The sequence below is a fragment of the Microbacterium sp. SS28 genome (genome assembly GCF_022761035.1).
Taxonomy (GTDB): domain Bacteria; phylum Actinomycetota; class Actinomycetes; order Actinomycetales; family Microbacteriaceae; genus Microbacterium.
Window position 1 is genome coordinate 778,641 of sequence record NZ_JAKWJP010000001.1, and the last position, 21,862, is coordinate 800,502.

At 71.5% G+C, this 21,862-nt stretch carries 20 protein-coding genes and 1 pseudogene; 6 read left to right on the forward strand and 15 right to left on the reverse strand.

All coding sequences use genetic code 11. The features are described 5' to 3' along the window. Window positions 1–39: 39 nt before the first annotated feature. From MJ607_RS03665 to MJ607_RS03680, 4 genes and pseudogenes are all read right to left on the reverse strand, one after another. Window positions 40–618 (reverse strand): annotated as a pseudogene (locus MJ607_RS03665) (pyridoxal-phosphate dependent enzyme); the annotation flags it as partial. After that, a complete protein-coding gene (locus MJ607_RS03670) occupies window positions 563–1,186 on the reverse strand; it encodes a pyridoxal-phosphate dependent enzyme (RefSeq protein WP_308193803.1) in 624 nt (207 codons plus the stop codon). The pseudogene MJ607_RS03665 and the gene MJ607_RS03670, both read right to left, overlap by 56 nt. Window positions 1,187–1,327: 141 nt before the next feature. Continuing rightward, entirely contained in the window at window positions 1,328–2,845 is a 1,518-nt protein-coding gene (locus MJ607_RS03675; RefSeq protein WP_243074175.1) for an APC family permease, read from the reverse strand. A gap of 141 nt (window positions 2,846–2,986) precedes the next feature. Continuing rightward, entirely contained in the window at window positions 2,987–4,510 is a 1,524-nt protein-coding gene (locus MJ607_RS03680) for a PucR family transcriptional regulator (protein ID WP_243074176.1), read from the reverse strand. Between the two features lie 148 nt (window positions 4,511–4,658). On the opposite strand from MJ607_RS03680, the gene MJ607_RS03685 reads away from it, so the two are divergent. Continuing rightward, window positions 4,659–5,816 (forward strand): acyl-CoA dehydrogenase family protein, encoded by a 1,158-nt coding sequence (locus tag MJ607_RS03685; protein WP_243074177.1) that lies wholly within the window; start codon window positions 4,659–4,661, stop codon window positions 5,814–5,816. Between the two features lie 30 nt (window positions 5,817–5,846). Here the strand turns inward: MJ607_RS03685 and MJ607_RS03690 are convergent, their stop codons facing one another. From MJ607_RS03690 to MJ607_RS03715, 6 genes are all read right to left on the reverse strand, one after another. After that, the gene (locus MJ607_RS03690; RefSeq protein WP_243074178.1) at window positions 5,847–6,128 is read right to left on the reverse strand and encodes a hypothetical protein; all 282 of its coding nucleotides are present in this window, start codon (window positions 6,126–6,128) and stop codon (window positions 5,847–5,849) included. A 69-nt stretch (window positions 6,129–6,197) separates the two neighbouring features. Next, window positions 6,198–7,178: an alpha/beta hydrolase gene (locus MJ607_RS03695; protein WP_243074179.1), complete on the reverse strand. Its 981-nt coding sequence runs from the start codon at window positions 7,176–7,178 to the stop codon at window positions 6,198–6,200. A 143-nt stretch (window positions 7,179–7,321) separates the two neighbouring features. Next, window positions 7,322–8,692, reverse strand: coding sequence for an FAD-dependent oxidoreductase (locus MJ607_RS03700; RefSeq protein ID WP_243074180.1), 1,371 nt, complete (start codon window positions 8,690–8,692; stop codon window positions 7,322–7,324). Between the two features lie 59 nt (window positions 8,693–8,751). Further along, the gene (locus tag MJ607_RS03705) at window positions 8,752–9,807 is read right to left on the reverse strand and encodes a polyprenyl synthetase family protein (protein ID WP_243074181.1); all 1,056 of its coding nucleotides are present in this window, start codon (window positions 9,805–9,807) and stop codon (window positions 8,752–8,754) included. Window positions 9,808–9,816: 9 nt separating this feature from the next. Then, window positions 9,817–10,548, reverse strand: coding sequence for a demethylmenaquinone methyltransferase (locus MJ607_RS03710; RefSeq protein ID WP_308193790.1), 732 nt, complete (start codon window positions 10,546–10,548; stop codon window positions 9,817–9,819). 9 nt (window positions 10,549–10,557) lie between these two features. Then, window positions 10,558–11,121 (reverse strand): DUF402 domain-containing protein, encoded by a 564-nt coding sequence (locus MJ607_RS03715; RefSeq protein ID WP_243074182.1) that lies wholly within the window; start codon window positions 11,119–11,121, stop codon window positions 10,558–10,560. 26 nt (window positions 11,122–11,147) lie between these two features. On the opposite strand from MJ607_RS03715, the gene MJ607_RS03720 reads away from it, so the two are divergent. The 3 genes from MJ607_RS03720 (at window position 11,148) to MJ607_RS03730 (ending at window position 14,315) form a co-directional block, all read left to right on the forward strand. Beyond that, window positions 11,148–12,392 carry an isochorismate synthase MenF gene (locus tag MJ607_RS03720; RefSeq protein WP_374238031.1) on the forward strand — a complete coding sequence of 415 codons (1,245 nt, stop codon included), beginning with the start codon at window positions 11,148–11,150 and terminating at the stop codon, window positions 12,390–12,392. Window positions 12,393–12,519: 127 nt separating this feature from the next. After that, on the forward strand, window positions 12,520–13,098 hold the full coding sequence (locus MJ607_RS03725; RefSeq protein ID WP_243074184.1) for a transcriptional regulator: 579 nt from the start codon (window positions 12,520–12,522) through the stop codon (window positions 13,096–13,098). Next, window positions 13,095–14,315, forward strand: a complete 1,221-nt coding sequence (locus tag MJ607_RS03730) for an MFS transporter (RefSeq protein ID WP_243074185.1) — start codon at window positions 13,095–13,097, stop codon at window positions 14,313–14,315. The genes MJ607_RS03725 and MJ607_RS03730 overlap by 4 nt, the downstream gene beginning before the upstream one ends. 60 nt (window positions 14,316–14,375) lie before the next feature. Here MJ607_RS03730 and MJ607_RS03735 read toward each other — a convergent pair whose 3' ends face one another. Genes MJ607_RS03735 through MJ607_RS03750 form a run of 4 tightly spaced genes read right to left on the reverse strand, consistent with a single transcriptional unit; the run spans window position 14,376 to window position 17,509 of the window. Then, the gene (locus tag MJ607_RS03735) at window positions 14,376–15,185 is read right to left on the reverse strand and encodes an ABC transporter permease (protein ID WP_243074186.1); all 810 of its coding nucleotides are present in this window, start codon (window positions 15,183–15,185) and stop codon (window positions 14,376–14,378) included. After that, window positions 15,182–16,198, reverse strand: a complete 1,017-nt coding sequence (locus MJ607_RS03740; protein ID WP_243074187.1) for an ABC transporter ATP-binding protein — start codon at window positions 16,196–16,198, stop codon at window positions 15,182–15,184. The genes MJ607_RS03735 and MJ607_RS03740 overlap by 4 nt, the downstream gene beginning before the upstream one ends. Window positions 16,199–16,256: 58 nt before the next feature. Continuing rightward, window positions 16,257–17,147 carry a permease prefix domain 1-containing protein gene (locus tag MJ607_RS03745; RefSeq protein WP_243074188.1) on the reverse strand — a complete coding sequence of 297 codons (891 nt, stop codon included), beginning with the start codon at window positions 17,145–17,147 and terminating at the stop codon, window positions 16,257–16,259. Continuing rightward, window positions 17,144–17,509, reverse strand: a complete 366-nt coding sequence (locus MJ607_RS03750) for a PadR family transcriptional regulator (RefSeq protein WP_243074189.1) — start codon at window positions 17,507–17,509, stop codon at window positions 17,144–17,146. Before MJ607_RS03750 ends, MJ607_RS03745 begins: the two co-directional genes overlap by 4 nt. Window positions 17,510–17,812: 303 nt before the next feature. Here MJ607_RS03750 and MJ607_RS03755 point away from each other — a divergent pair, with 303 nt between their 5' ends. Beyond that, window positions 17,813–20,125 carry a fibronectin type III domain-containing protein gene (locus MJ607_RS03755; RefSeq protein WP_243074190.1) on the forward strand — a complete coding sequence of 771 codons (2,313 nt, stop codon included), beginning with the start codon at window positions 17,813–17,815 and terminating at the stop codon, window positions 20,123–20,125. 59 nt (window positions 20,126–20,184) lie between these two features. After that, window positions 20,185–20,943, forward strand: a complete 759-nt coding sequence (locus MJ607_RS03760; RefSeq protein WP_243074191.1) for a class I SAM-dependent methyltransferase — start codon at window positions 20,185–20,187, stop codon at window positions 20,941–20,943. 15 nt (window positions 20,944–20,958) lie between these two features. Here MJ607_RS03760 and MJ607_RS03765 read toward each other — a convergent pair whose 3' ends face one another. After that, window positions 20,959–21,822 carry a PPK2 family polyphosphate kinase gene (locus MJ607_RS03765; RefSeq protein WP_243074192.1) on the reverse strand — a complete coding sequence of 288 codons (864 nt, stop codon included), beginning with the start codon at window positions 21,820–21,822 and terminating at the stop codon, window positions 20,959–20,961. Window positions 21,823–21,862 lie beyond the last annotated feature (40 nt).

Genomic DNA, 21,862 nt, shown 5'->3' on the forward strand with positions numbered 1-21,862 from the left:
GCCGCGTCCGGGTCGTGCGTCATACGGCGTCAAGTCCCGTCATGCGCCGACGCTCGCCGCCCCGCCCGCCGGGGCCTGCGCACCCGGGAACCACCGGTCGGCGATCTCGCCGAGATCGTGCGCACGCAGCCAGTCCTCGTCGTACTCGGCCGAGACGTAGTCGCGTGCGTGGTCGGCGGAGAAGACCACGAAGACGTCGACCGCCGTCGCCTCCGCCGCGAGCTCGAGGGCGACCTTGACGCTCAGCACCGAGCTGGGTCCGAGCAGGAGACCCTCTGCGCGGGCCAGGTGGAACGCGAAATCGATGACCTCGGGCTTCGTGCGCGCCTCGAGCCGCGTCACGACGTCGAGGTCGATATTGGCGGGCCAGTCCTGCTCGAGCTGCTCGTAGCCGTCGTGCCGATGGAAGGTCTTGTTGAGGCCGCTCTCGGCCCAGGGCTTCTCAGGCAGGTCGAAGGTCGTGCCGATCACCTCGATCGCAGGATTCTGCTCGCGCAGATATCGGCCCGTGCCGCTCACGGTGCCGCCCGTCGCGATCGCGGCGACGAAGTGCGTGACTCCCTCACGCGTCTGGCCCCACACCTCCGGTCCCGTCGACAGGTAGTGGGCGGCGGGATTGCTCGCGACCTCCTGCTGCCTGCTCCACCACGTGCCCGGACGCTGCTCCTCGAGCCGCGTCGCGACCTCCCGCGTGCTCGGGGTCGTCGTGGTCGACGTCGAAGCGCCCGGGGATCACCTCGACCCCCAGCATCCGGAGCAGGTTGAGCTTCTGCGGAGAGAGGTCGGGCTTCGCGATGACGGTCGAGGCGAGCCCGGCGCGCGCACCCGCGAGCGCCAGCCCGAGCGAGGTGTTGCCCTGACCCGTCTCGACGATGCGGGTCACGCCGTCGAGCTCGCCCGCGGCGAGCGCCTCGCGCAGGATGTGCAGTCCGATGCGGTCCTTCGACGACCCGCCGACGTTGAAGTGGTCGAGTTTGACGTAGACGGCGGCGGGCACGTCCTGCGTGAGGACGTTGAGCCTCACGAGCGGAGTGCTGCCGATGAGATCCAGGATGCTGTCGTACACGGCGCTCTCGGACGGATCGCGGAAGCCCGGCGGGAGGAGAGACATCGGCACTCGCCTTCTGCGCGCGTGCGGCCCGCGCGGATCGCTCCCCGCGCAGGTGCGCCGGGGTGTCACGATCATGACCCCGCGCGCGGCAGCGGCATCCGTCCATAACGGCGCATGACGCCGCGGGTCGGTGTACGTCGCGATCTGCTGTCCGCCCCGGACGACGCCATGGCCCGCCGGATCGCTCCGACGGGCCACCACTGCGGTGCGGGAACCTCAGCTGCTGACGGTGCGGATCGCCCCCGTGCGCCGACGGAGCTCGTCGGCGACCGCGACGGCGTCGTCGGCGGGTGCGTCCGAGAGCTTGTCGGGGCGCGCGACCAGCAGGTAGACGAGGCCGATCACGACGACGACGGCGAGCCCGAACAGCACGATCCAGTCGGTGAAGAAGACACCCGACGACCCGGGCGTCGCGAGCAGCACCATCGCGAAGATGCCGTAGGCGAGCGCGAGGATGTTGACGACGAAGCCCCATGCGCCGAGCGAGAAGGGCCCCGCGGGGCGCCAGCCGCGGAGGCGCTGGCGGAGGGCGCCGAGCACGACCATCTGGAATGCGACGTAGATGCCGAGCACCGCGAACGACGTGACGGCGACGAGCAGGTCGGCGTTGAGCCACACGAGCACCGCGATGATCGCGGGGATCGTGCACGAGACGATGAGCGCGTTGGTCGGCACCTTGCTGCGCGGCGAGATGCGCGAGAGCCAGCGGTGGCCGGGCAGCATGCCGTCACGGCCGAACGAGAAGAGCAGCCGGCTCGCGGCGGCCTGCAGGCTCAGGACGCACGAGAGGAACGCGGTCACGGCGATGACGAGGAAGATCTTGGCTCCGACCTCGCCGAGGGTCGCCTCGAGGATCCCCGGGATCGGGTCGGCATCCTCGCCGTTGACGATCTCCTGCAGGTTGGGCGCGGCGAGCACATAGCCGCCGAACGAGAAGAGCGCCGAGACGCCGCCGACGAGGATCGTCAGGATCATCGCGCGAGGCACGCGGCGCGCCGGCTGCGACACCTCTTCGGCGACATCGCCGCACGCCTCGAAGCCGTAGAAGAGGAAGAGGCCCGCGAGCGCCGCGCCGAAGAACGCCGTCGCGTAGCTGCCGTCGCCCTCGACGCCCATCGTGTCGAAGAAGATGCCGAACTCCTGCTTGCGCTGGAAGATCAGCAGATACAGGCCGACGCCGATGACGCCGATGAGCTCCGCGGCGAGGCCGATGCGCGCGACGCGGGCGAGCCACTGCGTGCCCGAGAAGTTGATGACGAGAGCGATGACGAGCAGGGCGAGTGTCAGCAGGAGGGTCGTGGTGGGCGTCGCCTCGAGGCCGAAGAGGCTCGCGGCGAAGCCCGAGCCGTACTCCGAGACTGCCGTGATCGTCACGATCATGGCCCAGATGTAGACCCAGGCCGCCATCCACGCGTATCGCCGACCCCACAGGCGCCGCGCCCACGGGTAGATGCCTCCGTGGATCGGGTACTGCGAGACGACCTCGCCGAAGACGAGCGAGACGAGCAGCTGCCCCGCGCCGACGATGAGGATCCACCAGATCGACGGCGGACCGCCGACGCTCAGCGCGAGCGCGAAGAGCGAGTACACGCCGACGAGCGGCGAGAGGTAGGTGAAGCCGAGGGCGAAGTTCGCCCACAGGCTCATGGAGCGGTTGAAGGTGTCGTCGTAGCCCAGCACCTGCAGGTGCTCGCTGTCGTCGAGCGCCGCCGTCTTCACGGGGTCGGTCGTCATTTCTGCCTTTCGATCGTCATTGAACGAGAGAGGGATGGGATGCCGAGATTGGGCGCTCGGGCAACGCCGCAGTCACGCTACGGCGGTGGAGTCCGCGCTCCTATGGCGTGCGCGCACAGGAATCTCGCGGTGACGGTGCTCTCAGGACAGAGTCGATCCGCGATCGCGGAGGGCGATCCACAGCTCGGCGGCGAGGTCCGGATCGTCGAGATCGAGGCCGAGCGTCTCGCGCGCCGTGCGGACGCGCGCCCGCACCGTGTTGCGGTGCACGCCGAGGTCGCGCGCCGCGTGCTCCCAGCTGCCACGGTGGCGCAGATACCCGCGCACCGCGTCGACGAGCGGTGCTCGCGTGTACCCCTCGAGCAGGGCCGCGGCCGCCTCCCCGCGGGACGTGTCGCCGCTGTCCCCCGCGGGCAGGATGGTGCCGGCGGGAGCGCGCCGCGCCGTGCGCAGCGCGAGGGCTGTCGCGGAGCGCAGGCTCCCCGGCGGCACGGGTCCCGTGAGCGACCCCGCGAGCGCGTACGGCCCGTCATCGTGATCGGGATGCGGCGCCTCACCCTCTGCGCCGTCGTCGTGCCCGGCCTCGAGCAGCGCGACGAGGCATCCGTCGATCGTCGTCGCGAGCACGGGACGCGACCGCTCGGCGGTCTCGGCCGTCACGAGGTCGCGCCGCACGAGCTCGGCGAGCGCCGCCTCGGCGGGGACCGTGCGGGGTGTCTCGGCGTCGCCGCGTGCGGGCGCGACGACGAACACCCGCAGCGCAGCCGGGATGGGCCGCGCGCCGGCGGCGGCCGCGAGCGCCTGCGCCGCCGTCACCTCGTCGGCGATGAGCAGTCCCGCGAGCGCCGTCTGGATCGCCAGCTCGGCCGCGCGCGTGCCGCCCGCGAGGCTCGCGCGCAGGCTGAGCGCCGCCGTCGCCGTCAGGATGAGCTGGCGGTCGGTGCGCGAGAAGCGGCGGGTCGTGCCGACGACGAACGCCGCGACGGCGCGGTCGCCGTCGCCGATCGGGTACGCGCTGACGTCGAAGCCGTGCAGCGGGAAGGTCGCCGACCCGACGTCGCCGCGCTGCGAGAAGCGGCGCAGCTCGGTCGCGAGCGCGGGCAGCACCCCCGCCGCGCTCGCGGGCCAGATCGCGGGCTCGCCTCCGTCGAAGGGGAAGACGGCGGCCCAGCTTCCGAGCGCCTGCGCGACGAGACGCGCGACGCCCGCGCCTCCGTCGGCGCCGGCCGCCTCGCGGACGACCGAGGTCTGCGTCCCGATCTGCCGCACGAGCCCCGCCTGGCCCTCGGCCGCGACGAGGTCCCAATAGCCGGTCGTGACGGTGCGGAACGCGTGCTGCGCGGGGACGACGAGCAGCGGCATCCCGAACTCCTCGCACGCGTCGCGCAGTGCGGGCGGGGTCTCTGCGTGGATGGGACCGAGCCCCAGGACGAGTGCGCGCACGCCGCGGCCCGAGAGCCGTGCGACGTAGTCCCGGGTGCCCGCCGCCGCACTGCTGAGGGGCATGCCGGTCGTCAGGAAGAGCTCGCCCCCCTCGAGATACGGCGTGGGGTCGGGCAGCTCCGAGATGTGCACGCCCGCAAGCTCGACGGGGCCGCGCGCGGCAGAGCCCACGGGGAGCAGCGCGGGACCCACGGCGGAGACGAGCTGAACAAGCGAGACCATCGGCGGGCTCCAGGAAGCATGTGCGGAGACAACAGCACCATCTGTGCATTGTCGTGAGCGCACAGTCTAGCCGCGTGGACCCGCTCTACAGTGGGGTCAGCCGCCCGCCCGTTGCCGCATCCCGTGCCGCCTGCGAAAGGATCCGCTCTTGCAGCCCACCGACCTCATCTCGTTCGACACCCTCCTCACGGAGGCCGAGATCGCGTTCCGCGACCGCGTGCGCGCGTTCGTCGACGAGGTCATCCGTCCGAACATCGCCGACTGGTTCGAGCGCGCGGTGTTCCCGCGCGAGATCGTCGCGCCGATGGCCGCGCTGGGGCTGCTCGGCCTGGACCTGGACGGCTACGGCTGCGCAGGGCGCTCGGCCGTCGAGTACGGCCTCGCCGCCGCCGAGGTCGAGGCGGGCGACTCGGGCCTGCGCACCTTCATGTCGGTGCAGGGCTCGCTTGCGATGACCGCGATCCACAAGCACGGCTCCGAGGAGCAGAAGCAGGAGTGGCTGCCGCGGATGGCGGCGGGCGAGGCGATCGGATGCTTCGCCCTCACCGAGCCGGGCGCGGGGTCCGACCCCGCGAGCATGACGACCTTCGCGCGGCGCGACGGCGAGGACTGGATCATCACGGGGGCGAAGCGCTGGATCGGGCTCGCCTCGATCGCCGATGTCGCCGTCGTGTGGGCGCAGACCGACGACGGCGTGCGCGGCTTCGTCGTGCCGACCGCGACGCGCGGCTTCACGGCGACGCCGATCGAGCCCAAGCTCTCGATGCGCGCCTCGGTGCAGTGCGACATCGCGCTCGACGACGTGCGCCTCCCCGCGTCGGCGCTCATGCCCGGCGCGCGCGGTCTGAGCGGACCTTTCACGTGCCTCAACGAGGCCCGCTACGGCATCGCGTGGGGCGTGATGGGCGCCGCGCGCGACAGCTGGACCGCCGCCCGCGAGTACGCCCTCGAGCGCCTGCAGTTCGGCCGCCCCATCGCGGCGTACCAGCTCACGCAGCAGAAGCTCGTCGACATGGCGCTCGAGATCGACAAGGGCTTCCTGCTGGCGCTGCAGCTCGGCCGTCTCAAGGACGCCGGAATTCTCGCGCACGAGCAGATCTCGATGGGCAAGCTCAACAACACCCGCGTCGCGATCGAGGTCGCCCGCACCGCCCGGACGATCCTCGGCGGCAACGGTGTGACGCTCGAGCACTCGCCGCTGCGGCACGCGAACAACCTCGAGTCCGTGCGCACGTACGAGGGCACGGACGAGATGCACACGCTCATCCTCGGCGCGAAGATCACGGGCATCCCGGCTTTCGGTTGAGGTCGGGGCGGGATCGCCCCGGCGCGCCGGTCACGCTCCCGCGCGGGGGCGCTGCCCTCCCCAGTCCGCGATGGGGCCGCCGCCCGGACCGTGCGCGCGGACGTACGCGCCGTGCACGCGCTCGCACGCGAGCTTGAGGCTCGTCGACCAGCCGATGACCTCGCCGCGGTAGACGGCCTTGTAGCGGACATCGGCGCCGTTCATGATGCGCCGGATCTCGACGGAGCCGTACAGTCGGCCCTGCGCGTCGAGCATGCGCCACGTGCCGGTGGGGCCTTCGACGGCGCTGAGGATGGGGTGCCAGTCGGCCATCTGCGAGGGGATTCCTTCCTCCGGCCGACGGGATCAGGCTAGGCCGATCCGCCGACATCCGGAAGGGCGTCACGCGCCCGCGAGCGCTCCCCGCAGCAGCCATCTGTCGACCGCGCGGTACGCGGCGTCGCGCGCCTCGGGGCGCGAGAGGAAGACGTCGTGCAGCGCGCCGTCGATGCGCGTCACGGTGACGTCGCGGCCGAGCTTCGTCGCGGCGCGAGCGATCTCGTCGACGACGAGCACCGAATCGGACGACGCCATGTCGGGCGACCACGTCACCTGCAGCGACGACCGCGCCGAGAGCAGCACGAGGACGGGGCATCCCGTTTCGATCCCCGTCGCGATGCGGCGGTGGCCGTCCAGGATCGCGGCGAGCCATGCCGGGTTGGTCGCGAATCCGAACTCGGGACGCCACTCGGCGCGATACGCCTCGACCGGCAGCGCGCCGACCTCGCGCTGAGCCCGAGCGTAGAAGCCGAAGTCGAGCGTCGCCTGCGTGCCCCGCGGATCCCACCGCGCCCGCGCCTGCACGAGCGGCGCGAGCGCCTGCCGCCCGACCGCGCCCAGCTGCAGCTCGAGCCACGGGCTGTTGAGCACGAGCGCGTCGGCGCGCCCGCGGTGGCGGTTCGCCCAGAGCGCGAGCGTCAGCCCGCCCGTCGAGTGCCCGACGAGCACGAGCCGTCGGCCCCGGCGACGTCCGATCGCCCGCAGCGCCGCGGCGATGTCGGCGTCGTAGTCTCGCAGGCGCGTGATGAAGCCCGGCGTCTGCCCCTCGCGCAGGCTCCGACCGTACTTGCGCAGGTCGAGTGCGTGGAAGCGCGCGCCGAGCCGCGTCCAGAAATGCGCCTGCGCGGGCTGGAAGAAGTAATCCGACCATCCGTGCACCGAGAGCACGTCGACGTCGCGCAGCGGCCGAGCGAGCATGCGGACGGGATTAGGGATGCTGCGCACGAGCGTCGCGACCACGGGGCCCTCTTCATCGTCCCCCAGCGGCAGCGTGAGCTGCTCGAACCCCTCCCCGAGGATGTCGGGAACCCACTCGCCGGCCATGGCCTCAGCCTATTGAGGTGCGCGGGACGCGGCATCCGTCGCCTTCGGGGTGTGCGCACCGGGAGGAGATGACAGGTTCGGAGGACTCACGCGCCCGGTCGAATCCTCCCGTGGCGCCAAGTCCTCCGGCAGTGGCCGCGCGGTCAGCCGCGCGAGACCGCGACCATCTCGTCGCGCGGGACGACCTTGATTCGCGCCCGCGCGTGCGGAGCTCCGAGCGCGATCTCGTGCTCGTCGAGGCGGTGCCAGCCGGACAGGTCGGTCCAGGCGACGCCGCGCTCGGCGAGGAGGGCGGGGATCGCCTCCTCCGAGGTCTCGACGGGCTGCCACCACGAGCCCTGGTCGTTGATGAGGTGGCGGATGGTCTCCATCGCGTCGGACTTGGTGTGGCCGATGAGGCCGACGGGTCCGCGTTTGATCCAGCCCGTCGCGTAGACGCCCGGCACGCGCTCGTTCGAGTCGGGATGCAGCGCCTGGCCCTCGTGGTTCGGGATGACGCCGTGGCGCTCGTCGAAGGGGACGCCGGGAAGCGCCGAGCCGAAGTAGCCGACGGCGCGGTAGAGCGCCTGCACCGCGATCTCGCGGATCTCGCCCGTGCCGACGACTCCGCCTGCCCCGTCGGGACGCGTGCGCTCCCAGCGGAACGCCGCGACGCGGCCGTCGGCGTCCTTCACGACCTCGAGCGGCTTGGCGTAGAAGTGCAGATGCAGACGACGGGATGCCTCGCCGCCCGCGTTGTTCGCGGCCGGACGCTTGCGCCACGCCTGCAGGACGCGGTCGATGACCATGACCTGCTTGTTGCTCGCGATGGCCGCCTTGGAGGCCTCGTCGTAGTCGAAGTCCTCGTCGTAGATGACGGTGTCGACGTCCTTCAGCTCGCCGAGCTCGCGCAGCTCGAGCGGCGTGAACTTCACCTGCGCGGGGCCGCGGCGCCCGAAGACGTGCACGTCGGTGACGGGCGAGGCCTTCAGCCCCTCGTAGACGTTCGCGGGGATCTCGGTGGGCAGCAGGTCGTCCGCGTGCTTCGCGAGCATGCGCGAGACATCGAGCGCGACGTTGCCGTTGCCGATGACGGCGACCGACGACGCGTCGAGCGGCCACTCGCGCGGCACGTCGGGGTGGCCGTCGAACCAGCTCACGAAGTCGGCCGCGCCGTACGAGCCCTCGGCGTCGATGCCGGGGATGTCGAGATCCGCGTCGCGCGTCGCGCCGGTCGCGAAGATGACGGCGTTGTAGTGCTTCTTGAGGTCGTCGAGCGTGATGTCCTCGCCGAAGCGGACGTTGCCGAAGATGCGGATGTCGCCGCGGTCGAGCACTTCGCGCAGGGCCGTGATGATGCCCTTGATGCGCGGGTGGTCGGGTGCGACGCCGTAGCGGACGAGACCGTACGGCGCAGGGAGGTGCTCGAAGAGGTCGATCGACACGTCGAACTTGCGCTCCGCCTTGAGCAGGATGTCGGCGGCGTAGATGCCCGCCGGGCCTGCGCCGACGATCGCGAGTCGGAGCTTCGTCATGGAGGTCCTTTCAATGCTCGGCCAGGCGCCGCCCCGAGGGTGCGGGCGTGCGAGCAGGGTCAGCTGGAGCGGTCCGCCACGGCCTGCGCGAAGCGCGTGAGCGCCTCGCGGACGGGACCGTCGGGGATCGGGTCGAGCGCGTCGATCGCCTCGCGCGACCACGCGTGGGCGAGGTCGAGAGTGGCCCGCGTCGCATCGTGCTCGCGCAGCGCGGCGAGCGGCTCGTCGAGCAGCTCGGGGTCGGCTCCGTCGGCGATTCGCGCGACGCCCTCGTCGATCTGGACGCGCAGAGCGGTGGATGCCGCGTCCTCGCGCCGCGTCAGCAGCAGGTACGGCATCGTCGGCACGCCCGCGCGCAGGTCGGTGCCCGGAACCTTGCCGGTCTCGTCGGGGTCGGCCGAGAGGTCGATGACGTCGTCGAGCAGCTGGAAGGCGACGCCCGCCTTGTCGCCGAACGTGAAGATCGGATCCTCGAACTCGGCGGGAGCGCCGCTGAAGATGACACCCGCCTGCGCCGCCGCCGCGATGAGCGAGCCGGTCTTGTCGGAGAGCACCTGCAGGTAGAACTCGACGGGATCGTCGCCCTCCTGCGGGCCCACCGTCTCGTGCATCTGCCCGAGGACGAGTCGCTCGAAGGTGTCGGACTGCAGCCGGATGGCGCGATCGCCGTGCCGCGCCATGATCTGGCTCGCCCGCGAGAAGAGCAGGTCGCCCGTCAGGATCGCGATGCTGTTGCCCCACACCGCGTGAGCGCTCGGGATGCCGCGCCGCTTGTCGGCGGCATCCATCACGTCGTCGTGGTACAGCGAGCCGAGGTGCGTCATCTCGAGCGCCGTGGCGCCCTGGACGACCTCGTCCGTCGTACCCTCGCCGAGCTGCGCCGTGAGCAGCGCGAGCATCGGGCGCACGCGCTTGCCGCCCGCCTCGTAGAGGTAGCGGCTCGTCGCATCGGCAATCGGGTCGGCGACCCGCAGCTCTTCGCGGAGCCGGTCGTCGACCTGGTCGAGCCCGGCCTCGACCGTCGCGAGCAGGCGGCGCGAGCGCGGGCCCGCGAAGATTCGGTCGGTGAGGCCCAGCTTGCTCGCAAGGCGCGAACGCGGCGCTGACGGAGTCACGGATACAGCCTACCGGGCGGGCTTGCGGGCCCGGTGGAGGGCCACGATTCCGAACGAGAGGTTGCGGTAGGCGACATCCGTCCATCCCGCATCGCGGATCCACGACGACAGCGTCGCCTGGTCCGGCCAGTCCTTGATCGACTCGTTGAGGTAGTCGTAGGCCTCGGCGTTCGAGCTCACGGTCTTCGCGACGACAGGCAGGATGCGGTCGTTGTAGAAGCGGTAGAGGCCGTTGAAGCTGGGCGACGGCGGGTGCGAGAACTCGCACACGACGAGGCGTCCGCCCGGCTTCGTCACGCGCAGCAGCTCTCGCAGGGCCTTCTTGGGATCGTTGACGTTGCGCAGTCCGAACGACATCGTGACGGCATCGAACTCGGCGTCCGCGAAGGGCAGGGCCGTGGCATCCGCCTCTGTGAAGGACAGATTCGGGATGCCGGTGTGCCTGCGCCGCCCTTCGGCGATCATGCCCGGAGAGAAGTCCGCGGCCACGACCTCGGCCCCCGAGCGGGCGATACTCACGCTCGACGCACCGGTGCCGGCGGCGAGGTCGAGGATGCGCTGCCCCTTGCGCGGCGCGACCGCGCGGGTCGTGGCGACGCGCCACAGCTGGTCGTTGCCGAGGCTCAGCACCGTGTTGGTGCGGTCGTAGCCGCGCGCGACCTCGTCGAACATGCCGCTGACGCGCTTCGGGTCCTTGCCGAGATCGGCGCGGTTCGGGTCTTCGGCGGAGCTGGGCGTCACCCGTCGAGTCTAGGCGTCCGTCGCGGAGCCGCCGAGGGCGGCGAGCCGGTCGAGCCAGTGCCGCGGCGTCGCGAGGTCGTAGGGCGCGATGCGGTCCGTGACGCGGCGCTCGAGGTCGACGGCGAGCTGCTCGAGATGCTCGACGAGCTCGCGCGGGTAGCCGTACGCGACGCGGTGCTCGTCCCACTCGTCGCGGTCGTCGATCCAGATGCCCCGCCCGTCGCGCGTGTCCACGACGTCGAGGTCCATGTCGACGCCGGTCGGCTCGTCGCCGTCCCAGCGCAGGTCCCACGCGATGTCGATGTAGACGCGATAGGCGCCCGGCTCGGCGTTGAAGGTCGCCGCGAAGTCGCCGCTCGGCGGGAGCAGCGTGACGTTCGGCGTCTCGACGGCGAAGTCGCGGCCCGGGCGGCGGCTGCGCCAGCCCGTCGGCTGTCCGAACCACTCGCCCCACTCGTCGGCGCCGAGGTACACGCATTCGTGCTCCCAGTGCACCCCGCCGTCCCACTTGCGCCAGCGGAAGACCAGACGCGTGCCCGGCGCGGGCCGGGCGGGGCGGGAATCCTGGGCCATGTGGCGAGTCTAGGCTGGACATCGTGATCGACCCGTCCCGCCCGCCGCGCCTGGTGGCCCGGACCCGCGAGATCGATCCCGACAGCGACATCCTCGCTTTCGCCGATCCGCGGTCGCCGCTCGCGTGGCTGCGCCGCGGCGACGGCATCATCGGCGTCGGCGACATCGTCGCCGAGAGCGCCCACGGCTCCGACCCGGCCGCGGCCTGGCGCGCGATCGTGGCCGAGGCCGTCATCGACGACACGGTCGCCCTCCCCGGCACGGGACTCGTCGCCTTCGGCGCTCTCGCCTTCGATCCGCGGTCGCGGTCTTCGAGCCGGCTCGTCGTGCCGCAGACGATCATCGGGCGACGCGACGGCGTCGCATGGCTCACCAGCGTGCACGCCGAAGACTCCGAGTCCGCGGCATCCCCCGAGCCCCTCCCCTACGGGCCGTACTGGTCTGCGACCCTCGGCCCCGGCGCCCTCGACCCCGCCGGCTACCAGGCCGCCGTGCGCGCGGCGCTCGACGCGATCGAGGCCGGCGAAGTGCGCAAGGTCGTGCTCGCGCGCGACCTCGTGGGCACCGTCCCCGCGGACGCGGATCTGCGCCGCCTCGTGCGCGCCCTCGCGGGGGGCTACCCCGACACGTGGACCTTCGCCGTCGACGGCCTCATCGGCGCGAGCCCCGAGACGCTCGTCACGGTCTCGGGCGGCACGGTGACGGCGCGTGTGCTGGCCGGGACGTTCCCGCGCGGCGCAGACGCGGATGACGACGCCGAAGCATCCGTCGCCCTCGCCCACAGCGACAAGGACCTCGACGAGCACCGCTACGCCGTGCAGAGCGTGCTCGACTCGCTCGCTCCGCACACGCGTGAGCTGCGGGCCGACGCCGAGCCGTTCGCGCTCGAGCTTCCCAACCTGTGGCACCTCGCGACCGACGTCGCGGGCGATCTGCACGATCATGCGTCGGCGCTCGACCTCGTCGCGGCGCTGCACCCGACGGCCGCCGTGGCAGGAACGCCGACGGATGCCGCGATCGAGGTGATCCGCCGGATCGAGCCGTTCGACCGCGGGCGCTATGCCGGTCCTGTCGGGTGGATCGACGGCAACGGCGACGGGGAGTGGGCGATCGCGCTGCGCTGCGCGCAGGTGGGTGTGGGCTCGGTCGGCTCCCCGACGCTGCCGGTCGTCGCGCACGCAGGAGCGGGGATCGTGGCGGGGAGCGACCCCGAGACGGAGCTGCTCGAGACGCGCGTGAAGTTCCGCCCGATCGTCGACGCGCTGGCCTGAGCGCGGCCGCCGGGCGGGCAGGCCTCGGCGAGCGGTGACGATGTACGCCTCGTCGAGCTCCACGACCGCGGATCCATATTCGGCAAGAGTCATTGCACAACATCTCTTGTGGAACTATCCTCGAGCCATGTCCGAACAGTCCTCCCGCGAGATCCACGTCGAAGATCCGTCGGCGCTGCGCGCGATGGCTCACCCCCTGCGACTCAAGATCATCGGGATGCTGCGCTCCGACGGCCCCCTGAGCGTCGGGGCCCTCGGAGAACGGCTGGGCGCGGCATCCGGATCCATCAGCTACCACCTCGCGACGCTCGAGAAGCACGGATTCGTCGAGCATGCGCCCGAGCTCGCACGGGACGGCCGCGAGCGCTGGTGGCGCGCGTCGGCCGAGTACACGAGCTTCGATCCGGCGGAGCTGCAGGCCGATCCCGCCCGGCGCGAGGCGGGGGTCGCCTTCCGCCGCGCGATCGTGCAGGGGTATGCCGCGGAGCAGCTCGCCTACCTCGAGTCCGAGGCCGACCTGCCGGCCGAGTGGATCGCCGCAGCGACGCAGAGCGACGACCTGCTGTGGGTCACGGCCGGCGAGCTGCAGGAGCTGAGCGACGAACTCGAAGCGCTCGGGCGCCGCTGGCACGACCGGGCCGGCGACCGCACGCGAGCGGGAGCCGAGCCCGTGCGCCTCATCTACTCGGCGTTCCACCGGCCATGAGCTCGCCGACCACGACCCGCCGAACTCCGCTCGTCGCGCTGCTCGCCGCCGACGGCGTCTCGCGGGCGGGCAACGCGATCACGACTGTCGCGATCCCCCTCATCGCCCTCGACATCGGCGGCACTCCCCTCGCCGCGGCGGCAGCGGGCGTCGCCGCGACGCTGCCGCTCGTCGTGGGCGGGCTCATCGGCGGAGTCGTCGTCGATCGGCTCGGCTTCCGGCGCGCGAGCATCGCGGCCGACGCCGCGAGCGGGTTGACGGTGCTCGCGGTCCCCCTGCTCGCATCGCTCGACGCCCTGCCGCTGTGGGCGCTCCTCGTGCTCGTGTTCCTGTCGAACCTGCTCGACGCGCCCGGCTCGTCCGCACGGTTCAGCCAGCTGCCCGAACTCGCCGAACTCGCCGGGGTGGACCTCCCCCGGGCCGCCGCGGCGCAGGCGACCGTCTCACGGACGGCGATGATGCTCGGCGCGGCGCTCGCGGGACTGCTCATCGCGACGGTCGGCGCAGCGCCCGCGATGATCGTCAACGGCATCGCCTTCGCCGTCGCGATCGTGCTGACCATCGCGTTCGTCCCGCGGATGGCCCTCGCGACTCACGACCACGAGCGCGAGGAGACGGGCGGATGGCGCGGCATCACGGCCGGGATCCGCTTCGTGTGGCGGACGCCGCTCATCCGGGCCGTGGTTCTCCTGGTCGTCGTGACGAACGCTGTCGACATCGCGGGCATCACCGTTCTCAAGCCCGTCTACGCCGAGACCCTCGGACACGGCGGCGCCGAACTCGGCATCATGATCGCGTGCATGTCGGGCGGCGCGCTCGTCGGAGCGGCGCTGTACGGCATCATCGGCGACCGGCTGCCCCGCCACGGGCTGTTCGTCGTGCTCTTCCTGCTGTGCGGGGTCCCGCCGTACCTGACGATGGCGCTCGCTCCGCCGTTCCCCGTCGTCGCCGTCGTCCTCGTGCTGTCGGGACTCGCGGCCGGGCCCCTCAATCCGCTCATCGACTCGGCGCTCTTCACTCTCGTGCCGCCCGACATCCGCGCGCGCGTCATCGGCGCGATAACGGCAGGCGTGACGGCGGCGATGCCGCTCGGCAGCCTCCTCGCGGGCATCGGCATCGACGCGCTCGGGCTCACGACGACGCTCGTCCTGGCGAGCGCGACCTACCTCACGGCGATCCTGAGCCTCGGGTTCGGGCGGCGCTGGAAGGGGTTCTGACAGCACCCGGTCGTTGAGCGAGGAGCGAAGCGACGAGACGAAACGGCACAGGGGCGGGCGTCAGATCGAGCGCTGATAGGCGCGGATCGCGCGGACCGACCACACGAACGCGAGGACAGCGAGCACCGCGAGCCCGGCCGCCTGCAGCCATGCGGCATCCGGATACTGCCCGTCCAGTCCCCCGCGACCGAGCTCGACGGCCCACGTCATGGGGTTCCACTTCGAGACGTCCTGCACCCACTCGGGCATGAGGTCCTGGGGCATCATCGTCGTGGACAGGAACGTCGCGGGCAGCACGATGAGCTGCGACAGGCTGATGAGCGCGATCTGGTTGCGCGTCGTGAGCGCGACCGCCGTCGACATCGAGCAGAAGATCGTCGCGAGCAGCGTCGCGACGCCGAGGGCTGCGGCCATGCCGCCGATGCCGCCCGGGTAGCGCGCGCCCGCGAGCCACCCGATGCCCAGCACGACGAGCGACTGCAGGACATTGACGACGAGCTGCTGCACGAGCTGGCCCGTGATGATCGCCGTGCGCGAGATCGGCGAGGTCAGGTACTGGTCCATGACGCCGGAGTCGATGTCGTCGATGTACCCCGTGCCGGCCCACGCGCCCGAGTAGAGCACCGTCATCATGAGGATGCCCGGCACGAGGTAGTCGATGTACCCCTCGCCGCCGAACTGCGGCAGAGTGCCCAGCGACGAGAAGACGGCGCCGAACAGCAGGATCCAGATGACCGGCTGGATGAGCGACATGACGGGGCCCCACGCCTGCCGCCAGCTCGAGATCATCCAGCGGCGCAGCACCTGGCTCGTCTGCGTGAACCAGCCGGCACGGGCGGGGGCGTTGAGGGGAATCGATACAGCGGTCATGCTGCCGCTCCTGTCTGGATCTCGGCGGGGCCTGCCTCGCCGAACGTGCGGCCGACGAAGTGCAGGTACACGTCATCGAGGGTGGGGTGGGATGCCGCGACCTGCCCGAACCGGATGCCCGCGGCATCCAGTGCGGCGATCACGGCGCCGACGGCCGCCGAGGCGTCGTCGGTGCGGGCGGCGAGGACGCCGTCGGTTCCGGATGCCTCGACCACGATGTCGCGCAGGCCCGCGACCTGGGCGACCGCGGCGCGGACGGCGGCGGGATCGGGCTCGATGAGCGAGACGCGCAGCGAGTCTCCGTGCAGCGCCGCCTTGAGCGCGGCGGGCGTCCCCTGCACGACGGCCTGTCCACCGTTGACCAGCAGCAGCTCGTCGGCGAGGCGGTCCGCCTCTTCCATGTAGTGCGTCGTCAGGACGACAGTGAGGGCCTCCTCGCCGGACAGGCGCCGGATCTCGGCCCACATCGCGGCGCGCGCCTCGGGGTCGAGACCCGTCGTGGGCTCGTCGAGGAACAGGACCCGCGGGCGGTGGACGAGGGCCGCGGCGACATCGAGCCGGCGGCGCATGCCTCCCGAGAAGGTCGAGACAGGGCGACGGGATGCCTCGGCCAGCCCGAACTCGTCGAGCAGGCGCGCGGACCGCCTCTTCGCGTCGGCGGCACCGACCCCGCGCAGGCGGGCGGCGATCTCGAGGTTCTCCGTCGCGGTGAGCAGCGGATCCGTGCTCGACCCCTGCGACACGTAGCCGATCGCGGCGCGGACGGCGTCGGCACTGCGCAGGACGTCGTGCCCATCGACGCGGGCGGCGCCGCTCGTGGGTCGCGACAGCGTCGTGAGGATCTTGGTCGTGGTGGACTTGCCGGCGCCGTTCGGACCCAGGAGTCCGAATACCCGGCCGGCGGGGACCGTGAAGCTCAGGCCGTCGAGGGCGCGCACGGCGGGTCTGCGCGCACGGCCTGGGTAGACCTTCACGAGGTCTTCCGCGACGATCGCGGGGGTGTTTTCAGGCATGGCGGAGCATCCCTTCCTTCTTGATGGGTCGAACTGTGCGGCGCGACGCCGCGCCGGATCAGGCGGTCTTGCGGGGACCGAAGAGCATGCGTGCGAGCACGATCAGCATCGTCGCGAAGCCGCCGACGAAGGCGAGCGGCGCCCACCACCAGCCGACCGTGAAGACGAGCACGACGATGACGGCGAACGTGACGGTCCAGATGACTGCCGTGTAGATGCCGAACCGCGCGGCGGTCTCGGGCTCTTCCTCGAAGCGGTTGCTGACGTGGTCCTGCCACTGCGTGCGCGTCCAGGCCTTCTTGCGATTGGTCTGGCTCGCGCCGAGGAAGGCGAACAGGATGATCGAGGCGATCACCCCGAGCGCCGAGAACACGACGCACCACATCGGGAGGACGCCGAGCGCGACGAGCCCGCCGAAGCCGAGTCCGTAGAGCGCGAGGAAGCTCGCGAGGCCGTACCCGCCCGCGCGTGCGGAGGGCATCGGATGGTTCGTCGTGGTCTCCTGCGCGAGCGAGTCGCCGACGAGCATGCCGAGCGCCGTCGCGGCGAGTCCGAGCAGCCCGATCTGGGCGCCGCCCGGGATGGGGAGCACCTCGGTCGCGCCGAGGACGACGAGCACGAGTCCGATGACGAGCAGGAGCGACCACACGACGACCCGCACGACGAAGCCGGTCTTGGGACGCACGCGGTGCCGCAGGAAGGCCGCCTGCGCCGTCTCGCGCTCGGCCGCGGGGGACGCGGCATCCGTCTCCCCCAGAAGATCGCGCACATCGCCGAGCTCGGCGATCGCGCGCTGCGCGGCAGTCGCCGGGGCGACGCCCGCGGCCTCGAGCTCTTCGACGCGGGCGACGAGGTTGGCGCGCACCTCCTCTTTGAGGTCCTGTGCGTCGGGCGTCATGTCGACGCTGCGGAACGCGTCGTCGAGAAGGCGGTGGATGTCGGTGTTCATGGCTGTTCCTTCACGGCGGTGTCGTTGACATTCAGGAGGGTGTCGATGATGCGGCGGGTCGCGACCCAGGCCGCGACCTTCGAGCGGTAGACGGCTCGGCCTGCGTCGGTGATGCGGTAGTACTTGCGGCGGCCACCCTGCGTCTCGTCGCCCCAGTAGGACTCGACGAGGCCGTCCTTCTCGAGACGGCGGTAGGTCGCGTAGAGCGTGGCTTCTTTGATCTCGTGGTCGCCGCCGGTCGCCTCGCGGATCGCCTTGTAGATCTCGAAGCCGTAGCTGTCGGTCTGGCGGAGCACGCCGAGCACGATCGTGTCGGTGTGCCCGCGCAGCAGATCGGCTGCGAAAGCGTCGTCCTGTGTCATGGCAAGTACTGTATCACGTCAAGTACTTGTTGAGAAAGGCATCTTTGCTACGCCCCGAGTCATGAGATCGATTACCCGCCCGGACGCTCTTCACAGAGGAGCGCGCGACTCTGCTAGCTTCGGGAGCACTCGGCACCCGCGAGGCGCTGAGTGCTCCATCGGCTCCATCGGCCCATCCGTTCCGGGATGGGCTCACTCGACCTCGCTCTTCTGCACCACCTCACGTGCCGTGCGCTCCGCTGATCGTCGACCGATGTTCGCGTCAGTGGCAGTGACGGCACCTTCGACGGATGGGGGTTCGTCATGACCAGGCGATTCGCACGACTCAGCTCTCTGCTCGCTGCCATCGTGGCCGCGGTGCTCCTCGTGGCGGCGGTGCCCAGCGCCGCTCAGGCGGCGGCGGTGGCGCGCGTCCCCGCGTCGGCGACCGCGACGATCCCCGGCCCGGCGACGAGCGTCGCGGCCACGAAGGACGACGCGGCCCGCACCGCGACGGTGACGTGGAAGCCGCCCACGAGCGACGGGGGCTCCCCCATCACGGGGTACCGTCTCGTGCGGCTCAGCACCGGCGGGCCCAGCATCGGATCCACGACGGTGGGACCCGGCATCCGTTCCCGGACCTTCACGAACCTCGCCCCGGGAAGCGTCTTCATCGTCGCCGTCATCCCGCTCAACGCCGTGGGCAGCGGCCCCGCGAGGACGGCGTCGGTCACGATGGCCACGGGCACCCTCACAGCGGCGACGCCCACGATAATGGGCGACGTGCGCGTCGCGTCGACCCTCACGGCCGAGCCTGGGGCGTGGGGCCCGCAGCCCCTCACGTACGCCTACCAGTGGTTCCGCGGGAGTTCGGCGATCACGGGAGCGGATTCGCGGACCTACGTGCCGAAGCCCGAGGACCTCGGCAAGACCCTCAAGGTGCAGGTCACCGGGTCCAAGGCCGGATATGCCTCGACGTCGAGGACGAGCGCAGCCACGGCGCCGGTGGCGGCATCCGTCTACAGCGTTCCCGGCGCTCCGCGCAATCTGCAAGCGGTCCTCGATGATTCCGGGCGCGTCGCGAGGCTGTACTGGTCGGCGCCGGCCTCCGATGGAGGATCCCCCGTCACGGAGTATCGGATCACGCGCCCCGCCGACGGCATCGAGCCCGCCGTGACCTATGTCATCCCCGCCGGAGTCACGTGGTGGCGCGACATCACACTCTCGTACGGAAAGACCTACGACCTCAGCATCGTCGCGGTCAACGCGGTCGGCGTGGGTCCCGCTGCCACGGTGCAGGTCACAACCCCGCTGGGTCTGCTCCACGGCGAGACACCCGTCATCGTGGGAGAGCCCGCCGTCGGATCCACTCTGACGGCGACACCCGGCGCCTGGTGGCCTGCGCCGGTCACGCTGAGCTACCAGTGGAACCGCAACGGCGTGCCGATCGCGGGCGCCACCGGAAGCAGCTACACCGTCGTCGCGGACGATGCCGGCAGGGCCATCTCTGTGACGGCGACCGGCGAGAAGCCGGGCTATCCGACGAAGTCGGTCACGAGCGAGCCGCTGACGGTGCCCATGGGAGAAGGAACCGTCGTCGCGGTCGCCGCCGGCAGCGACCACTCGCTCGCGGTCACTGCGGACGGGCGTGTCTTCGCGTGGGGCAGCAACCGCGTCGGGCAGCTCGGCGACGGGACCACCGTTGAGCGACGCTCACCCGTCGTCGTCCCTGGGATCACCGGCGCCGTCGCGGTCGCGGCCGGCCAGTCCTACTCGCTCGCGCTCACAGAGGACGGGCGCATCTACGGGTGGGGCGCCAACCTGAAGGGCCAACTCGGTGACGGCACCACCACCGGCCGGCTCTCTCCCGTGCTCGTCGCCGGAATCACTGACGCGGTCGCGGTGACCGCCGGTCTCGAGCACTCGCTCGCGCTTTCGGCGGACGGGCGCATCTACGCGTGGGGTGACAACGTCGAGGGCGCGCTCGGCGACGGAACCGACACGAACCGCCCCACCCCCGTCGTGGTCCCCGGCATCACCGATGCGATCTCGGTGAGCACGAACTACAGCCACACCGTGGCGGTCACCGAGGATGGACGGCTGTACAACTGGGGATACTTCCCGGACGGAGGTCTCGGCGACGGCAACCCGGGGCGCTACTCGCCGGCGCAGGTCTCTGGACTCCCCTCGATCGTCTCGGCCACGGCGGGCGGCTCTCACACGCTGGCCATCGCCGCGGACGGGCGGGTCTATTCGTGGGGCGGCAACATGGACGGTCAGCTCGGCCTCGGCAACAGAACCGACCGCTCGACGCCCGCACTGATCCCCGGCATCACCGGTGGCGTCTCCAGCGCCGCCGCCTTCCACTCGCTCGTGGTGACGGCCGACGGGCGCGCGTACGGGTTCGGCCGCAACAGCCGGGGCCAGCTCGGCGACGGCACGACCCTCGGAAAGGGATCGCCGGTCCAGGTGCTCGGCGCCACGAACTTCGTGGCGGTGGCCGTCAGTGGGGAACACTCGCTGGGAGTGACAGCCGACGGGCGCGCGTACGCGTGGGGAGTCAACGAGGTGGGGCAGCTCGGCGACGGGACCACGGTCGATCGGCGATCGCCGGTCGTCGTCCCGGGACTCGACTGACACGGGCGCCGCTCCGGGGGACCTACCGGCGACGGCCGCCCAGGCCTACACTCGCGCGCATGACGTTCGAGGTGCCCGCCGCCGCGTACGACGCCTTCATGGGCCGCTACTCGATCCCCCTCGCGGAGGAGTTCGCCGCCTTCGCCGTGCTGCCCGAGGGCGGCCGCGCACTCGACGTCGGCTGTGGCCCCGGCGCCCTGACGGCTGTGCTCGTGCGGCGCTTCGGCGAGACAGAGGTCGCAGCAGTCGACCCGTCAGCGAGCTTCGCCGCCGCGGCGGCCGCGCGTTTCCCCTGGGCGGACGTGCGCCACGGGCACGCCGAGGAGCTGCCCTTCGACGACCATGTCTTCGCCGCGACGCTCGCCCAGCTCGTCGTGCATTTCATGACGGATGCCGCCGCCGGCGTCCGCGAGATGGTGCGGGTCACGCGTCCCGGCGGTGTCGTCGCGGCCTGCGTGTGGGACTTCGAAGGCGGTCGCGCGCCGCAGTCGCGCTTCTTCGCGGCGCTCCGCGAGGCGACGGGATCCGCCGACGACGAGAGCGACCGGGCCGGCGCGGGGCGAGGGCAGCTGGGTGCCTTTCTGCGCGAGGCCGGCTGCACCGACGTTGTCGAGGGTGAGGTCGGCATCGTTCAGTCGTTCGACGGGTTCGACGACTGGTGGCAGCCGTACACGCTCGGCGTCGCTCCCGCGGGGAAGCAGCTCGCCGCGCTCGATCAGGAAGCGCGCGAGCGCGTCCGCGAGGCAGCGCAGCGGCTCTTCCCGACCGGCCCGTTCACGGTGGGCGTCACGGCCTGGGCCGTGCGCGGCCGCGCCTGAGCTCGCGGGCGCGCGTCAGCTCGCGGCGAGCCGCGCCTTCTCGGCCTCGACGTCGAACGTCGCGAGCGGCCACTTCGGGTTGATCTCCTCGAGCGCGGCGAGCAGCAGCGCCTGCACCGCGACCCTCGCGAACCATTTGCGGTTCGCGGGGATGACGTGCCAGGGAGCGGCATCCGTCGACGTCCGCTCGATCGCGATCTGGTACGCCTCCATGTACTTCGGCCACAGCAGGCGCTCGTCGACGTCGCCCGGGTTGTACTTCCAGTGCTTGTCGGGACGCTCGAGCCGCCGCATGAGGCGGGACTTCTGCTCGTCGGACGAGATGTGCAGCATGACCTTCACGACGCGGGTGCCGGCATCCGTCGTCTTCTTCTCGAAGTCGTTGATCGCGTCGTACCGACGCTCGATCTCTTCGGGCGGCGCGAATCCGCGCACGCGCGCGATGAGGACGTCCTCGTAGTGGGAGCGGTCGAAGACGCCGATGAAGCCGGGCTCGGGGAGCCGCTTCCGGATGCGCCACAGGAAGTCGTGCGCGAGCTCCTCCTCGCTCGGCTTCTTGAAGGCCGCGAGCTCGACGCCCTGCGGGTCGACCGAGCCGACGACGTGGCGGATGATCCCGCCCTTGCCCGCCGAGTCCATCGCCTGCAGGACGAGCAGCACGGAGGCGTCCGTCACCTCGGTGCGGCTTCGGGCGAAGAGACGCTCCTGCAGCTCGTCGAGCTCGGCGGCGCCCGACGTGAGATCTTCGGCGCCCTTCGACTTGCCGCCCTCGTAGCCCGGGGTCGATTCCGGATCGAGCTCGTCGAGCCGGAATCCCTCGCCCACCCGCAGCAGCTCGGACGGATCGCCCGTCCAGTACTTCTGACTCTCTGCCGTCATCCCCTCATCCTGGCTCACGGCCATCCGCGCCGCCATGATG

What these genes read in the sequence shown, in the direction of transcription:
- MJ607_RS03670 (WP_308193803.1), bottom strand. Translation starts at nt 1,186, where the DNA reads ATGATCGTGACACCCCGGCGCACCTGCGCGGGGAGCGATCCGCGCGGG.
- MJ607_RS03675 (WP_243074175.1), bottom strand. Translation starts at nt 2,845, where the DNA reads ATGACGACCGACCCCGTGAAGACGGCGGCGCTCGACGACAGCGAGCAC.
- MJ607_RS03680 (WP_243074176.1), bottom strand. Translation starts at nt 4,510, where the DNA reads ATGGTCTCGCTTGTTCAGCTCGTCTCCGCCGTGGGTCCCGCGCTGCTC.
- MJ607_RS03690 (WP_243074178.1), bottom strand. Translation starts at nt 6,128, where the DNA reads ATGGCCGACTGGCACCCCATCCTCAGCGCCGTCGAAGGCCCCACCGGC.
- MJ607_RS03695 (WP_243074179.1), bottom strand. Translation starts at nt 7,178, where the DNA reads ATGGCCGGCGAGTGGGTTCCCGACATCCTCGGGGAGGGGTTCGAGCAG.
- MJ607_RS03700 (WP_243074180.1), bottom strand. Translation starts at nt 8,692, where the DNA reads ATGACGAAGCTCCGACTCGCGATCGTCGGCGCAGGCCCGGCGGGCATC.
- MJ607_RS03715 (WP_243074182.1), bottom strand. Translation starts at nt 11,121, where the DNA reads ATGGCCCAGGATTCCCGCCCCGCCCGGCCCGCGCCGGGCACGCGTCTG.
- MJ607_RS03725 (WP_243074184.1), top strand. Translation starts at nt 12,520, where the DNA reads ATGTCCGAACAGTCCTCCCGCGAGATCCACGTCGAAGATCCGTCGGCG.
- MJ607_RS03730 (WP_243074185.1), top strand. Translation starts at nt 13,095, where the DNA reads ATGAGCTCGCCGACCACGACCCGCCGAACTCCGCTCGTCGCGCTGCTC.
- MJ607_RS03735 (WP_243074186.1), bottom strand. Translation starts at nt 15,185, where the DNA reads ATGACCGCTGTATCGATTCCCCTCAACGCCCCCGCCCGTGCCGGCTGG.
- MJ607_RS03740 (WP_243074187.1), bottom strand. Translation starts at nt 16,198, where the DNA reads ATGCCTGAAAACACCCCCGCGATCGTCGCGGAAGACCTCGTGAAGGTC.
- MJ607_RS03745 (WP_243074188.1), bottom strand. Translation starts at nt 17,147, where the DNA reads ATGAACACCGACATCCACCGCCTTCTCGACGACGCGTTCCGCAGCGTC.
- MJ607_RS03750 (WP_243074189.1), bottom strand. Translation starts at nt 17,509, where the DNA reads ATGACACAGGACGACGCTTTCGCAGCCGATCTGCTGCGCGGGCACACC.
- MJ607_RS03755 (WP_243074190.1), top strand. Translation starts at nt 17,813, where the DNA reads ATGACCAGGCGATTCGCACGACTCAGCTCTCTGCTCGCTGCCATCGTG.
- MJ607_RS03760 (WP_243074191.1), top strand. Translation starts at nt 20,185, where the DNA reads ATGACGTTCGAGGTGCCCGCCGCCGCGTACGACGCCTTCATGGGCCGC.
- MJ607_RS03765 (WP_243074192.1), bottom strand. Translation starts at nt 21,822, where the DNA reads ATGACGGCAGAGAGTCAGAAGTACTGGACGGGCGATCCGTCCGAGCTG.